This window comes from Pseudomonas sp. LBUM1668, assembly GCF_059695715.1.
Window position 1 is genome coordinate 5,458,273 of sequence record NZ_CP166787.1, and the last position, 15,247, is coordinate 5,473,519.

Here is a 15,247-nt window from a genome sequence, read left to right on the forward strand (position 1 = left end):
CAGGGCAGCACCCGACCAGTGGCCAATTGCTAACCATTCCCACCTCTGCCAGAATCGCGAACAATTCGCGTTAGTTAATATTTCCCAATCGGTGATGTCCGGTGTCGTCAGTCCCAAGCCCTCACAGTGAGCTCGTCGGTGCGATGTATCGCGACCATCGCGGTTGGCTGCTGGCGTGGCTGCGGCGCAATGTGGCGTGTCCGCAGCGTGCCGAAGACCTGAGCCAGGACACTTTCGTGCGCCTGCTCGGCCGCGATGAGCTACTGACACCGCGCGAGCCCCGGGCCTTTCTGGTGGCGATCGCTAAAGGGCTGCTGTTCGATTACTTCCGCCGCGCCGCGCTGGAACAGGCTTACCTCACCGAACTGATGCTGATCCCCGAAGGCGAACAACCGTCGGTGGAAGAACAGCAACTGATCCTCGAAGACCTCAAGGCCATCGACCGCCTGCTCGGCAAACTGTCGACCAAGGCCCGCGCCGCTTTCCTTTATAACCGCCTCGATGGCCTCGGCCATGCCGAGATCGCCCAGAAGCTCGGCGTGTCGGTGCCGCGCGTGCGCCAGTATCTCGCTCAAGGCATTCGTCAGTGCTACATCGCGCTGTACGGTGAGCCAACATGAGTCCGGCCAGTTCCAGACCCGTACCGGCGCATGTGCTGGACGCGGCGATAGCCTGGCAACTGACCCTTGATTCCAGCAGTCCGCTAGAGCGCGAAGAATTTGCCAAGTGGCATGCAGCCCATGAAGAACATGCTCGCGCATGGCGCCAGTTGGGCATGCTCGATCAGCGTTTCAGTGTCGCCAAAGGGCCGGCCCGCAGTGCGCTGCTGCAATCGCGCGAAAGCATTCGCCGCCGCGTGCGCAAATTAGGCAGTGGTCTGGCCAGCGTTGTTGCGGTGGTGGGCCTGGCCCTGTTTGCCGGTGAACGCTATCTGCCGCTCGATTACTGGCTCGCCGACCAGCGTACCGCCACCGGCGAACAGCGCACTGTGCGGTTGGCCGACGGCACGTTACTCAACCTCAATACCCACAGCGCCGTGGACGTGCGTTTCGATGAGAAGCAGCGCCTGATTGTTTTGCAGGAAGGCGAAATCCTCATCGAAACCGCTCACGGCGACACGCGCCCCTTTATTGTCGAGACTCGCGAAGGCAGCATGCGCGCGCTCGGCACGCGGTTCCTGGTCAAGCGCGAGGAACAAGGCACGCGCCTGAGCGTGCTGCAATCGGCGGTGGCGGCACATACGCAATCGAACCCTGCAGAACAGATCCTGCGCGAGGGCCAGCAAGTGCTGCTGCGCAGTGACGGGCTTGGCTCGATTGTCGCCCTCAACCCCGGCGCCGATGCCTGGACACGCGGGATGCTGGTGGTCGACAACGCGCGACTGGGCGATCTGGTGCATGAACTGGGTCGCTATCGCCGCGGGCATTTGGGCGTGGCACCGGAAGTGGCCGATTTGCGGATTACCGGCAGCTTCCCGTTGCATGACACCGATAGAGCCTTGAGCGCGCTGCTGCCGACCCTGCCGGTGCAGATCGAGCAGCACACGCCGTATTGGGTCACCGTGGCGAAGGCTGATCCCAAGCCTGATTGATGCGGTGCCTGAGCGGCCGCCATCGCTGGCAAGCCAGCTCCCACAGGGTCTGTGCTGAGCATGGGTTTTGTGAACAGCACTGAAACCTGTGGGAGCTGGCTTGCCAGCGATGAGGCCCGCACAGTCTCCACTTCCAGTAAATCGAAATTATTTTCATCCAGCCCTATCACTTTTTGATTTTCATCCGGCACACAGGCAATTGAGAAATATTTTCATTCAGGAGCCGCCGTATGTCCCGTTCGCTAGACACCTTGTTGCGCCCCAGTTTGCTGGCGGTTGCCATTGCCCTCAGCTCCCCGCTGGTCAGCAGCCAACTGATCGCCGCTGAACAAGCGTCCAGCGTTCGCGCCTACAACCTGCCGCCCGCGCCGCTGTCGACCACCCTGAACCAGATCGCCAGCCAGGGCGGCCTCGCGCTGTCGCTGAACCCGGCGCTGGCGGCGGGCAAGACTTCGGCGCCCGTGAGCGGCAATTACGACGCCGCCGGCGCTTTGCGTGCGGCCCTGCGGGGTACCGGTCTGCAACTGGAACAAAGCAGCACCGGCACTTACACCTTGGTGGCTGTGCCGGAAGGCGTAATGGCGCTGCCGGAAACATCGGTCATCGGTGTAGAGAATCTGGAAACGGCCTGGAGCCCGGTCGAGGGCTACACCGCTACCCGCACCGCCGCCGGCAGCAAAACCGACACCGCACTGGTCGAAGCGCCACGTTCGATCTCGGTCGCGACCCGTCAGCAAATGGAAGACCGTGGCGTGCACAGCCTCGATGACGCCGTGCGCTACATGCCGGGCATCACCGCCAGCAGCTATGGCAGCGACACCCGGGCCGACTGGCTGCGCGTGCGCGGCTTCGAACCTACCCAGTTCCTCGATGGCCTGCCGCTGCCAAAAGGCGTCTACGCCAACCCGAAACAGGAAACCTGGAACCTCGACCGCCTCGCCCTGCTGCGCGGCCCGGCCTCGTCCGTCTACGGCCAGACCCCGCCGGGCGGCTTGCTGGACATGGTCAGCCGTCGCCCAAGCGATGTCGCCAGCAGTGAAATCCAGTTGCAGTACGGCAGCGACAACCACCGTCAAATCAACTTCGCCAGCACCGGCAAGATCGATGAAGCTGGCCAGTTCCTCTACGGCATCAGCGGCGTAGTACGTGACAGCGGCACGCAGGTCGACCACGTCGACAACAAGCGCTACAACATTGCGCCGAGCCTGACCTGGAACATCGACGACGACACCAAGCTCACCCTGCTGAGCCAGTTCACCCGCGACGATACCGGCATCACCAGCCAGTTCCTGCCGATTCAGGGCACCAAGATCAAATCGCCATTCGGTGATATTTCCCATCACAAGAATCTCGGTGATCCGGACTGGGAATACTACGACCGCACCTACTACGCGCTGGGTTACGCGTTCGAACATCGCCTGAACGATGTCTGGCAGTTCAAGCAGAACCTGCGTTACACCAAGTCGGATCTGTCGTTCCAGGCACTGACGGTTGGCTCGTATCCATTCACTGAAGTCGACGACCAGGGCAACGTCGGTCGCTCGTCCACGAGCGTCGATGAAGACATCAGCCAGTTCGCTGTGGACAACAACTTCCAGGCTGACTTCGCTACCGGTGACATCCGCCACACCCTGCTGCTGGGTCTGGATCATCAGCGCAGCAACACCAACTACACCTCGATTTTCGGCTTTTCGGATACCACTCCGGGTACCAACGTAATCAACCCGATCTACGACCAGCCAATCGTGCGTCCGGCGCGCTCCACGGCGTTCTACGACTACAACCAGAAGACCTACCAGACCGGCCTGTACGTGCAGGACCAAATGGCCCTCGACCAGTGGCGCCTGACACTGGGCGGGCGTGAAGACTGGGTGCACACCAGCACTCAGTTCATCAACAGAGGCGATGCCACCAACACCCAGCGCGACAAGGCGTTCAGCGGCAACGCGGCGCTCAGCTATGTATTCGATTCGGGTTTCGTGCCGTACCTGTCGTACGCCGAATCCTTCCAGCCGACCACCGGCGCCGACGCCACCTCCACCGGTTCGCTCAAACCCACCGAAGGCAAGCAATGGGAACTGGGCATCAAGTACCAGCCGCCGGGCAGCAAGACCCTGCTGAGCGCTGCCGTGTATGACCTCACCCAAAAGAACGTCTCGGTCAGCACCTTCGTCGACGGCGTTTCGATCACCAGCCAGACCGGCGAAGTGAAAGTCAAAGGCCTGGAGCTGGAAGCGGTCTCCGACGTCACCGAGAACCTGAAAGTCATCGCCGCCTACACCTTGGCCAAGTCTGAAGTGCAGAATGGCGCCGACAAAGGCAATCGCCTGCAACTGATGCCGAATCAACAAGCCTCGTTGTGGACCGACTACACCTGGCACACCGGCGTGCTTGACGGTTTCGGCGTGGGCGCCGGCGTGCGTTATACCGGCAACACCTACGGTGACAAAGCCAACACCTGGCTGGGCAAGGCGGACGCCTATACCGTGTTCGACGCGAGCGTGCATTATGACCTCGGCCGTCTGGACAACAGCCTCAAAGGTGCGTCGCTGGCACTCAACGCGACCAACCTGTTCGACAAGGAATACATTTCCACCTGTGACAGCTTCTACTGCTACTACGGCGACACGCGCAGTGTCGTCGCCAGCGCCACTTACAAGTGGTAAGCGACTGAGCTGAAACAGGCCCTGTAACCTGGCCGTCCCTCGCGGACGGCTTTGGTGTTTTTGAAGGTCATGAAATGAAAAGTAAAACAATTCGCCGCTGGTCGTTCATCCACACCTGGACCAGCCTGATCTGCACCGTGTTTTTGCTGATGCTGGCCCTGACCGGTTTGCCGCTGATTTTCAGCCACGAAATCGACCATCTGCTGGGTAACGCCCCCGAGTTGCGCGAGATGCCGGCCGACACGCCGCAGCTCAACCTGCAACAACTGGTCGACGCCGCGCAGAAACATCGTCCGGGTGAGGTCATGCAGTACTTCGGCTACGACGACGAAGAGCCGAATGCCGCATTCGCGATCATGGCGAAAACCGCCGACACCGAACCGAACTCCTCGCACACCTTCATGCTCGACGCGCGCACCGGCGAAGCGCTGGAAACTCCTTCGGCCAACGGCGGTTTGATGCTGTTCATCCTGCGCCTGCACGTCGACATGTTCGCCGGGCTGCCGGGCAAACTGCTGCTGGCGTTCATGGGTTTGCTGTTTGTCGTCGCGATTGTTTCGGGGACGGTGTTGTACCTGCCGTTCATGCGCCGGTTGAAATTCGGCACCGTACGCCAGGACAAATCCACGCGCCTGCGCTGGCTCGATCTGCATAACCTGATCGGCGTCGTCACCCTCACGTGGGCGCTGGTCGTGGGCGTGACCGGCGTGATCAGCGCCTGCGCCGACCTGCTCATCGCCGCTTGGCGCAACGATGCGCTGACCACGCTGATCGCACCCTATCGCGATGTACCGCCGCTGACGCACCTGGCCCCCGCCACCCGATTGCTCGACATTGCCGGCGAAGTCGCCCCCGGCATGAAGCCGGATTTCATTGCCTTCCCCGGCACGCGTTTTTCCAGCGAGCACCATTACTCGGTGTTCATGAAGGGCGGCACGCATTTGACCTCGCACCTGCTGACGCCGGTACTGATTGACGCCACGACGTTGAAAGTCACCGCCGTGGCCGAACGCCCGTGGTACATGGACGCCATGGGCATGTCGCAGCCGCTGCACTTTGGCGACTACGGCGGCATGCCGATGAAAATCCTCTGGGCGACGCTCGATGTGCTGACGATCATCGTGCTCGGCAGTGGCGTGTATCTGTGGGTGGTTCGGCGCAGGGCGGCCAAGCCTGTGCTGGAAACGACGGAGGCGTCTGCATGAAGCCGCGTCAGTCGAATTTCTGGAAGGTATTCAGCACGCCGCTGGTGATTGCGTTGCTCAGTGCGGCTGGGTTGTTTGCGGCATTGTTGGGGGATGGCATCTGGGATGCGTTGAGCTGGATCGGACTCGGCGTGCCGGCCTTCCTGGCAATACGCGGCTTCCTGCCGAAAAGATGACCCTGTAGGAGCTGCGGCACGCTGCGATCTTTTGATTTTGATCTTGAATGCAGGATCAGGATCAGGATCAGGATCAAAAGATCGCAGCGTTCCGCAGCTCCTACAGCTAACCTTCTGATCTTCGACGACCACCGAGGTTTGCCAATGTCCGCCCCCAGCATGACCCTGTTCCACAACACGCTCTCCCCGTTCGTACGCAAAGTGATGGTGTTGCTGCACGAGACCGGTCAGCAGGATCGCGTTGCGTTGCAAGACTGCGTCCTCAGCCCGGTCAGCCCGAGTGCCGAGCTCAATGCCGACAACCCGTTGGGCAAGATTCCGGCCCTGCGCCTGGCCGACGGCACCGTCATCCATGACAGCCGCGTCATCCTCGAATACCTCGATCACCAGCACGTCGGCAACCCGCTGATCCCCCGCGAAGGCTCGGCCCGCTGGCGGCGCCTGACCCTGGCCTCGATGGCCGACGGGATCATGGATGCATCAGTAATGGTGCGATATGAACTGGTGCTGCGCGCGCCGGAAAAACACTGGGACGAGTGGCTCGACGCGCAACGCGACAAGATCCGTCGCGCGCTGGCCCTGCTGGAAAAAGACGCGATTGCCGAGCTGACCAGCCATTTCGATGTTGCTGCGATCAGCGTCGCCTGTGCCTTGGGTTACCTCGATTTACGCTTCCCGGACCTGGGCTGGCGCGAGGGAAACCCGCAACTGGCCAACTGGTTCTTTGAAGTCAGTCAGCGACCGTCCATGATCGCGACCATGCCCAAGCCTTAAGTCTGCTGCGCCTGTCCCGGCCTCATCGCTGGCAAGCCAGCTCCCTCATTTGATCTGGGTGTGGCAGAGAAATCTGTATCAGCACAGAACCTGTGGGATACAGGTATGGCAGAGATATCCGGTACGGCACAGAACCTGTGGGATCCGGATGTGACAGAGAAATCTGCTTCTGCACAGGACCTGTGGGAGCTGGCTTGCCAGCGATGGCACCACCTAGGTTGCGGCGGCAGTGAAGCAAAGATCAGCGTCACCAATAACTCAGCCTCCCGCTGATCCTCTCGCAATCCACTCATTGCACCGCTCCAATATCAAACTCCAGCGGCTTGGCCGGTTTCTGCCCGATCCCGTACCAATCCAGTTTGCGCGTCAGCACCATGAACACACCCAGCAAGCCAAACAGCAGCAGCGAGCCCATCAGCAGCGCGTAATCCTCGGCGCTCAGCAAGCCATAGAGCAAGCCATACAACGCCGCCAATCCCGCCGAAAAACTCAAGCCATGACGCACGCTGTGCAGCACATGGCAAACATAGAACCCGATCAACAACACACAACCGCTGGCCGATAGCAGATACGCCGGACCAAAACCGATGTGTTCCGACAGCGACAGCAACAACAGATAAAAGAACGCCAGCGCGACCCCCACCAACGCGTACTGCACCGGGTGCACCGCCAGGCTCTTGAGCACTTCGAACAGGAAGAAACCAGCGAACGTCAGCACGATGAACAGCAACGCATACTTGATCGCACGGTCGCTCTTCAAATACTGATCCACCGGATCGATGAAACTCACGCCAAAGCGGCGGCCATTGAAGGCCTCGCAATCATTGCTGCTCACACAGCGGCTCATGGCGTCCTGCAAGTTGGTGGAGAAGAATGTGGTCTGCCAATCCGCGCTGAAACCGGCATCATTGATTTCGCGTTTGGCCGGCAGGAAGTTGCCGATAAAACTTGGATGCGGCCAGTTGGCGGTGAGGCTCACGCTGCTGCTCTTGCCCACCGGCAGCACTTGCAGCGAGCCGGTGCCTTGCAGACGCAGGTCGAAGCCGAATGCCAGTTCCGTGGTTTTGCTGGTGTCGAGCAGTGGCAACGTCACCCGTACGCCTTCGCCGAGCCAGCCGACTTGCGTGCCGGGAACGAAGTCCAGGCGCTGGCCGTCGAGTTCCAGTTTCAAGGCGTTTTCGATGCCGCGAATGTCGCTGATGCCGACCGCGAGAAACGGTGCATCGAACTGATAGTCGACGAAGTCTTCCTTGATGCCCAATTGCGCCGGCAGGGAGAAATGCCCGTTGATGCGGTTATCGGCGTGAAACAGCCGCGCCTCGTAAATGCCCCGGGCGCGCAGTTCGGTTTGCACCTGACCATCGAGTTCGAAGCGTTCCGGCAAGAAGTACAAACGCCCGCGCTCTTCGCCCGGCTCGTCATAACGCTGATTGGTTTTGTCGTTGATCTTCCAGTTGTGCACCACTTTACGATACGGCACCACCATCACCGGCCCGCTCAATTGCTGGCTGTAACTGGAGCTGCGAGCGATGTCTTCAAGCACGCCGTCACGCAGTTGCTGGCGATCATCGATGACGCCGTCGATCATCAGCAACGGCACCAGCAACAGCAGAATCAACAGGCCAATGGCCCCGAGTTTTATGGTCAGACTTCGGTTCATGAGGACGCTCCCTGGTTGGAATGGGAGCGAGTCTGGGAGTGCTTCATGGTTTTGTTATGGAGGTTGTGTGGGATTTGCATGGAAATACGTGTAGAAACCTTTTTCCGGTAGGCGTGGCTTATTGCAACCCGGCTAACCCGGAACACTTTACGGATAAAGGGCTATCACGTTGCACAACAACTCATTCGATTTGATCAGGCACATCGCCGCGCTGATGGTGCTGGTCAGTCACCACTTTGTGCTATCGGGTCGCGAAGAGCCTGGCATTGCCGGTTACAACTCGCTGGGCGGCATCGCCGTCACCGTGTTTTTTGCGATATCCGGCCTGTTGATTACCCAGAGCTACATCAATGCGCGCAGCTTCGGCGATTACCTGAGCAAACGCGTCGCGCGCATCTTTCCTGCGTTGATCTTATGCGCGTTCGTCATGACTTATATCGGTGGCAGTCTGTTCGCCGAAGGTTATGTCAGCGGTTCGAGTGCCTTGATCGACTTCCTGCGTATTTCGGTTTTTGGCAGGGCCGACATCAGAGAAATCACCGACGGCTTTATTTTCGCCGACTCCTTTAATGGGAGTTTGTGGACACTGAAAATCGAGTTCGGTTTTTATCTGCTGCTGGCGGTCGCGCTTGGACTCTATCGACGATCTCTGCTGCCGTGGATCCTGCTGGTGATGTTTGTTATGGCCACCTACGTCTTGGGCAATTACGTGACGGGCGCGCTGGCGCAGAAATTGGCGGTGTACAGCACGGCCGGCATCGCGTTCTTTGCCGGGGCCGTGATGGCTTTCTATAAACAACACTTGAGCGACGCGCGCATTCTGGCGCTCACCTTGGTCGCTGGCATTGGCTTGATATTGGTCAGCATCGGTACGGCGTTGGCCGGTGTGCTGGCGACGCTTGGCTTTTGTATCGCCACCGTGAGTATCGGCCTGCTGTACGTCGACCAAAGTATTCGCGGGCGCTTCGATATTTCCTACGGCATTTATCTTTACGCATTCCCGGTACAGCAACTGGTGATCAACAAGACCTCGCTTGGTTTTGGTTCGTCGATGCTGGTGTCCACGCTGATCGTGATTGCGCTGGCAATCGTGTCCTGGCGTCTGGTCGAGCAACCGGCGCTGCAATTTATCCATCGCAAGAATCGTCAGCGCGCGGCACAGACACCAGCATGACCTGAGCACTGCGCACTGCCTCTAAGGCAGGCGCACTGTCACTTGCACACCGCCCGGCACATTGCAGATCGCGAGTTGGCCACCGTGCAACTTGACCACTTCTTCAACGAAATTGAGCCCAAGCCCGGTGCTCTTGCGCCCACTGTCCGGGCGCGGCAGTGAGTAGAAGCGTTCGGTCAAACGCGGTAATGCGTAATCAGGAATCGGTGAGGTTTCATTGAACAAGCGGACTTCGATCTGTTCCTCCAACCGCTCGGCACTAAAGCGCAGCAAGCCCTGACGCGGGGTGAAATCGAGCGCATTCTCCAGCAGATTGCCCAACGCCTGACGCAGCAGAAATGGCTCGCCGATCACCATCAAATCCACCGCAACCGCTTGTTCAACGCGCAGCTGTTTGCCTTCAATTCGCGCAGCCTGAGCGTGCAACAACTCATCGACCAACACTGCCAGCGGCACGGCCACGCGTTCCTCCAGACCCTGTCGCTGTTCCACTTGCGCCAGATTCAGCAAGCGCTCGATCAACTGCTGCATCCGTGCACTTTCGCTGTCGATGTTGCCGATAAAACGCAAGCGCTGCACCGGAGCCATCTCACCCTGCAACAACTCCGCCGCGCCACGAATCGCCGCCAGCGGACTTTTCAGTTCATGGGTAAGTGTGTGCACGTAACGTTCGACGTAGGCTTTGCCTTCCAGTTGTGTGCGCATCTGCTCGACCGCTGTAGCCAGTTGCTCCAGCTCGCCGCCGCGATAGTGCGGCACTTCCACCCGCCGCCCTTCACTGACGGCCTGGGCGTAACCGGTCAAACGATGCAGTGCGCGACTCAGCCACCACGACAGCAACGCGCCAAACAACAGACCGAGGCCGATCAACCCGGCGCCGTAAAACAGCAGGCGTCGCTCGGTGCGATCAACATAGGGTTGCAATGAGCTGTTGGGCTTGGCCACCGTCACCACACCGATGATCTGCCCGTTATCACGAATCGGCGCGCCGACGTGCATCACCGAAGAACTCGGGTCATCCGCATCGCTGCGGCTGGAACGGGCGCCGTATTCACCACGCAGGGTCAGGTAGACGTCGTTCCAGCGCGAATAGTCCTGCCCCACCGCCACGCCACTGGAGTCCAGCACGACGATGCCATTGGCGTCGGTGACGTAGATGCGGTGGTTGACCTGATTCTTCGGCAAGCCCCAGATCGTCGCTTGCGGCTGGCGTTCGCCGTAAGCGCGGAGCAATTGCGGCCAGCGATTCTCACTGAGGGTGCCGGCCTTGAAGTCGTCTCGCAGGATCTCCGCCATCAGGTTGGCGGTATCGACCAACGTTTCTTCGGTGGACTGACGCACGCCGGGGCGGATTTCTTCCATCACGGTGTTGAGCACGAAATAACCGGTCAGGCCGACAAACAGCACATACACCAGAAAAATTCGCAGGCCCAACGACATCAGCTATGCCCCGGGCTGTAGCTGTAGCCGAGGCCACGATGGGTCTGGATTGGCTCGGCTTCAGCGCGGACCAGGCGCAGTTTGGCGCGCACGCTTTTGATATGGCTGTCGATGCTGCGCTCGTACCCGGCATCGGCGGCCACTCCCAGCGCATCGAGTAATTGTTCGCGACTGAACACTCGCTCCGGTTGTTCGAGCAGGCATTGCAGCAGGCGGAATTCATGGCGGGTCAGGCTCAATGCCTGGCCGCGATAGCTGATCTGGACGCGCTCGGGATCAATGCGAAACAGTGTCGAAGTGGCCTCAATGACAGGACGCGGCGCCATACGCTTGAGGATTGCCCTCACCCGCGCCGCGACTTCCCGTGGGCTGAACGGCTTGACCACGTAGTCGTCGGCGCCGATTTCCAGCCCCACCACACGATCAATCTCGGCATCGCGAGCACTGAGGAACAGCACCGGCACTTCACTGAAGCGCCGCAGCTGTCTGCAGGTTTCGAAACCGCTGATGTCCGGCAGGCCGATGTCGAGGATGATCAGGTCGGCCGGTGTCTGCCGTTGATGCGCAAGCGCCGCCTCGCCGAGGCTCACCCACGTGGTGGTGAACCCCTCGCCCTGCAAGGCAAAAATCAGCGTGTCGGCAATCGCCGCTTCGTCTTCGACAATCAGGATATGAGGCATGGCATCCGAGCCCGTGGGTTATGTGCGCGAACGGTGCCCCAAGCCTGACGTTACGTCAATGAGACCACTTAGCAGTCCGGCTTGTCGGCGGTGTAACGACGGGCCGGGTTTACAGCCGCGTCAAACTCACGCAGGGCTTTGGCCCCGATCAGCAGCGGATAGTTGAAGTGGCTGCGGTCGGTCAGGTTGACCTCGACGGTACGTTTGACGTTACCCAGGCACAGCTCCAGATCCACCACCGGGCGCTTGGCCGCTTCAGTGGTTTCGCGCTCCTCGTCGTCCTCGTCGGAACGGCTTTTGATCTTGCTGATGCGCGCGACCTTGTGTTCATAAACCTTGTTGCTGGCGTCTTTGGTGGCGAGGCGGAAACGTACCCAGTCGTCGCCATCGCGGGTGAAGGTCTCGATGTCCTTGGCCGACAGCGAGGCAGTCAGCGCGCCAGTGTCCATCTTGGCCTTAAGCACTTCACCACCGATTTCCGGCAGCGCAATGTATTCATAGCGCCCGTAGAGAGTCGGCTCAGCGGCCATGACCGGCAGGGCGACAAGGGCAAACAGTGCAAGGAGGGATTTCACGTAGGGGGCTTCCTTGGGAAATAAGGGCGGTGAACGTGGGATTTTAGACAGCCTTCGGGCAATTCGTTCGCCCCTGAAATCGCATCGCTGGCAAGCCAGCTCCCACAGGGATCTTCAGTGAATGTCAATTTTGTACACACCAGAGAAACCTGTGGGAGCTGGCTTGCCAGCGATGAGGCCAGCACTGCCAACACAATAATTGGCCCCAGCATAGCCGTGCAAAGGTGAAACATTCGTCAGCACGGATTTGGCCTGTCGCCCGAAGCTGCTTATCATGGCGGGCACATCCGTCTTCAAAGAGTCGTTTATGCGCCGCCTGCTCACCGGCTGTTTCGTCACCCTGCTGCTGTTGCTCAACACCCTGATCCTGATCGGGCCGTTGCTGGTGTTTGCGCTGATCAAACTGATTGCGCCCGGCCGCTGGCGCGATCATGCGTCGGCGGCGGTGATGTGGATCGCCGAGACCTGGGCGGAAATCGACAAGCTGATTTTCCGCCTGTGCATCCCGACTCAGTGGGACATTCGCGGTGGCGAAAACCTGCGCCGGGACACCTCGTATCTGGTGGTGAGCAACCATCAGTCGTGGGTCGACATTCCGGCACTGATCCAGACCCTCAACCGACGCACGCCGTTCTTCAAGTTCTTCCTTAAAAAGGAGCTGATCTGGGTGCCGTTCCTGGGTTTGGCCTGGTGGGCACTGGATTACCCGTTCATGAAGCGCTACACCAAGGCATTTCTGGCGAAAAATCCGCAGCTGGCGGGCAAGGATCTGGAAATCACCAAAGCCGCCTGTGAGCTGTTCAAGCGCCAGCCGGTGACGGTGGTGAATTATCTGGAAGGCACGCGCTACACGGCGGCCAAAAGCAGCCAGCAGCAATCACCGTTCAACCAATTGCTCAAACCCAAGGCCGGCGGCGTGGCGTTCGTGCTGGCGGCGATGGGTGAACAGCTGGACGCGATTCTCGACGTCACCGTGGTTTATCCACAGCAGAAAATTCCGGGATTCTGGGACTTGATCAGCGGCGGCGTGCCGCGAGTGATCGTCGACATCCAGACCCGCGAACTCGACCCCGCGCTGTGGCAGGGCGATTACGCCAACGATCCGGTGTTTCGCGAGAAGGTCCAGAACTGGGTCAACCAGCTCTGGATACTCAAGGACCAACGCATCACCGAGTTACGCGGCGAGCGGTGCTGATTCAGCTACCGGTGCCGGTGCCCCAGATGCTGCCCAGGCTGCTCAACAGCGAACCGCCGACGCCCTGCTGACCGAGGTATTGCAGGATCACCGGGGCAAACTGGCCGATCATGCCGCTGTCCATGCCCAGCGCGCTGAACGCATTGTTCAGGTCATTGGTGTCCTTGACGTTGCCCAGCGCGTTTTCCAGACCGGCGGATTTGCCCGACGAACCGAGCAAACCGCTCAGTGCCGCCAGATTGCCGCTGCCACCCGAAAGCTTGTCGATGCCCGGCACTTCCTTGGCCAGCTGCGAGTAGTCAGTGCTGCTCAGCTGGTTTTTCGCCAGCCCCAGCATCGCACTGGTGCCGCCGACGGCTTGCTGCGGCGTGACGTCCAGCGCACTCAGGGCACTTAGCAATCCGGCGGTTTCCGAGGTTGGCGCGGCAGCGGCAGCCTTGTCACCGCCCTGCATGCCCGAAACCGCCCCGGCAACGTCGTTCAAGCTGAAACCGGCAAACACCGGGCCGGCGGCCAAGGTCAGGAGCGATGCCAAGGCAAAACCGCGTGCAATTTTCATTTCAGACATCCTCTTGTGACGTAAAGACCGTTCATTCAACGATCAAACTGCCGGTTTGACCGGGTATGCGCCGCCATGTTCCGGAACCGCAAGCGTCACTGTCGCAGAGCCTGTGTGGAGAAACTGTGAAATCCCGTGAGCGAAGGTTGCGTGGCGCTGTGATGGATAAAAAAACGGCGACCAATGGTCGCCGTTTTTTTCTCGCTCGCTTACGCCGCACTGAACAACTTATGCGGATCAATCACAAACTTCTTCGGCACACCGGCATCGAATTCGCCATACCCTTCCGGCGCCTGGTCGAGGCTGATGACCTGCACGCCAACCACTTCGGCAATGTTGATGCGATCCCACATGATCGCCTGCATCAACTGGCGGTTGTACTTCATCACTGGCGTTTGCCCGGTGTGGAAGCTGTGGGATTTGGCCCAGCCCAGGCCGAAACGAATGCTCAGGCTGCCCATTTTCGCAGCAGCGTCCACGGCACCCGGATCTTCGGTGACGTACAGGCCCGGGATACCGATCTTGCCAGCCACGCGCACTACGCCCATCAACGAGTTGAGTACGGTGGCCGGGGCTTCGGATTTGACGCCGTCGTGACCGTGTCCACGTGCTTCGAAGCCAACGCAGTCCACCGCGCAGTCCACTTCCGGCTCGCCCAGCAGCGCGGCGATCTGTTCGTGCAGCGGGGTATCTTTCGACAGGTCGACGATCTCAAAACCCTGCGCTTTGGCGTGGGCCAGGCGGATGGTGTTGACGTCGCCAACGATCACCACCGCTGCGCCGAGCAGGCGCGCCGATGCGGCGGCGGCCAGACCGACCGGGCCGGCACCTGCGATGTAAACCGTGCTGCCCGGGCCTACGCCAGCAGTGACCGCACCGTGATAACCGGTCGGCAGGATGTCGGAGAGGCAAGTCAGGTCGCGGATTTTCTCCATGGCCTTGTCGCGATCCGGCAGTTTCAGCAGGTTGAAGTCGGCGTACGGCACCAGTACGTACTCGGCCTGGCCACCGGTCCAGTCGCCCATATCGACGTAACCGTAAGCACCGCCGGCACGGGCCGGGTTGACGGTCAGGCAGACGCCGGTGTGTTGCTCTTTGCAGGAACGGCAGCGCCCGCAAGCCACGTTGAACGGTACGGAAACCAGATCACCGATTTTCAGGTTTTCGACATCGGAGCCTTTTTCGATCACCTCTCCGGTGATCTCGTGGCCCAGCACCAGACCGGTCTGCGCCGTGGTGCGGCCGCGCACCATGTGCTGGTCGGAGCCGCAGATGTTGGTGGAAACCACTTTGAGAATGACCCCGTGCTCGATCTTGCGACCGCGCGGGTCCTGCATTTTCGGATAGTCGATTTTCTGTACTTCGACCTTGCCAGCGCCGAGATACACCACACCACGATTGCCAGACATGCTTTCACCTCGCTGTTGTTTTTATGGAACCGCGTTGCCCAGACAGGCAGCGCGTTGAGTGCTCGGGTTATTGCTTGTTGGTTTTGCGTTGTCTGTTATGGCCTCATCGCTGGCAAGCCAGCTCCCACAGGATTCGGGTTGGA

General features: G+C 60.0%; 14 protein-coding genes. 8 read left to right on the top strand and 6 right to left on the bottom strand.

The annotated features are described in order from the left end of the window. The first annotated feature begins 143 nt into the window (after positions 1-143). The 6 genes from ACA061_RS24635 (at position 144) to ACA061_RS24660 (ending at position 6,412) form a co-directional block, all read left to right on the top strand. Positions 144-620 carry an RNA polymerase sigma factor gene (locus ACA061_RS24635; RefSeq protein WP_215729662.1) on the top strand — a complete coding sequence of 159 codons (477 nt, stop codon included), beginning with the start codon at positions 144-146 and terminating at the stop codon, positions 618-620. Beyond that, positions 617-1,591, top strand: coding sequence for a FecR domain-containing protein (locus ACA061_RS24640; RefSeq protein WP_497300192.1), 975 nt, complete (start codon positions 617-619; stop codon positions 1,589-1,591). Before ACA061_RS24635 ends, ACA061_RS24640 begins: the two co-directional genes overlap by 4 nt. A 230-nt stretch (positions 1,592-1,821) precedes the next feature. Continuing rightward, positions 1,822-4,257, top strand: a complete 2,436-nt coding sequence (locus tag ACA061_RS24645; protein ID WP_497300193.1) for a TonB-dependent siderophore receptor — start codon at positions 1,822-1,824, stop codon at positions 4,255-4,257. Positions 4,258-4,331: 74 nt separating this feature from the next. Next, positions 4,332-5,462 (top strand): PepSY-associated TM helix domain-containing protein, encoded by a 1,131-nt coding sequence (locus ACA061_RS24650; RefSeq protein ID WP_497300194.1) that lies wholly within the window; start codon positions 4,332-4,334, stop codon positions 5,460-5,462. Further along, entirely contained in the window at positions 5,459-5,638 is a 180-nt protein-coding gene (locus ACA061_RS24655) for a hypothetical protein (protein WP_150617771.1), read from the top strand. The genes ACA061_RS24650 and ACA061_RS24655 overlap by 4 nt, the downstream gene beginning before the upstream one ends. Before the next feature lie 144 nt (positions 5,639-5,782). Next, positions 5,783-6,412, top strand: a complete 630-nt coding sequence (locus ACA061_RS24660; protein ID WP_497300195.1) for a glutathione S-transferase — start codon at positions 5,783-5,785, stop codon at positions 6,410-6,412. A gap of 289 nt (positions 6,413-6,701) precedes the next feature. Here the strand turns inward: ACA061_RS24660 and creD are convergent, their stop codons facing one another. Beyond that, on the bottom strand, positions 6,702-8,072 hold the full coding sequence (gene creD / locus ACA061_RS24665; protein WP_497300196.1) for a cell envelope integrity protein CreD: 1,371 nt from the start codon (positions 8,070-8,072) through the stop codon (positions 6,702-6,704). A gap of 169 nt (positions 8,073-8,241) precedes the next feature. On the opposite strand from creD, the gene ACA061_RS24670 reads away from it, so the two are divergent. Continuing rightward, complete coding sequence (locus ACA061_RS24670) at positions 8,242-9,246, top strand: acyltransferase family protein (protein WP_497300197.1); 1,005 nt, start codon at positions 8,242-8,244, stop codon at positions 9,244-9,246. A 21-nt stretch (positions 9,247-9,267) separates the two neighbouring features. On the opposite strand, the gene creC is transcribed toward ACA061_RS24670, so the two are convergent. The 3 genes from creC to rloA2 all read right to left on the bottom strand — a co-directional run bounded on the left by creC (position 9,268) and on the right by rloA2 (position 11,941). Next, positions 9,268-10,686 carry a two-component system sensor histidine kinase CreC gene (creC, locus tag ACA061_RS24675; protein ID WP_210553512.1) on the bottom strand — a complete coding sequence of 473 codons (1,419 nt, stop codon included), beginning with the start codon at positions 10,684-10,686 and terminating at the stop codon, positions 9,268-9,270. After that, positions 10,686-11,366, bottom strand: a complete 681-nt coding sequence (creB, locus tag ACA061_RS24680; RefSeq protein WP_210700506.1) for a two-component system response regulator CreB — start codon at positions 11,364-11,366, stop codon at positions 10,686-10,688. Before creB ends, creC begins: the two co-directional genes overlap by 1 nt. A 68-nt stretch (positions 11,367-11,434) precedes the next feature. Then, positions 11,435-11,941 (bottom strand): retropepsin-like aspartic peptidase RloA2, encoded by a 507-nt coding sequence (rloA2, locus tag ACA061_RS24685; protein WP_150593669.1) that lies wholly within the window; start codon positions 11,939-11,941, stop codon positions 11,435-11,437. A gap of 307 nt (positions 11,942-12,248) precedes the next feature. On the opposite strand from rloA2, the gene yihG reads away from it, so the two are divergent. Then, complete coding sequence (yihG, locus tag ACA061_RS24690; RefSeq protein WP_150601881.1) at positions 12,249-13,136, top strand: 1-acylglycerol-3-phosphate O-acyltransferase, YihG family; 888 nt, start codon at positions 12,249-12,251, stop codon at positions 13,134-13,136. Between the two features lies 1 nt (position 13,137). On the opposite strand, the gene ACA061_RS24695 is transcribed toward yihG, so the two are convergent. Both ACA061_RS24695 and fdhA read right to left on the bottom strand, forming a co-directional pair. Then, a complete protein-coding gene (locus tag ACA061_RS24695) occupies positions 13,138-13,695 on the bottom strand; it encodes a DUF2780 domain-containing protein (RefSeq protein ID WP_150601882.1) in 558 nt (185 codons plus the stop codon). Positions 13,696-13,904: 209 nt separating this feature from the next. Next, complete coding sequence (gene fdhA, locus ACA061_RS24700; RefSeq protein WP_042561444.1) at positions 13,905-15,104, bottom strand: formaldehyde dehydrogenase, glutathione-independent; 1,200 nt, start codon at positions 15,102-15,104, stop codon at positions 13,905-13,907. Between the last annotated feature and the right edge of the window lie 143 nt (positions 15,105-15,247).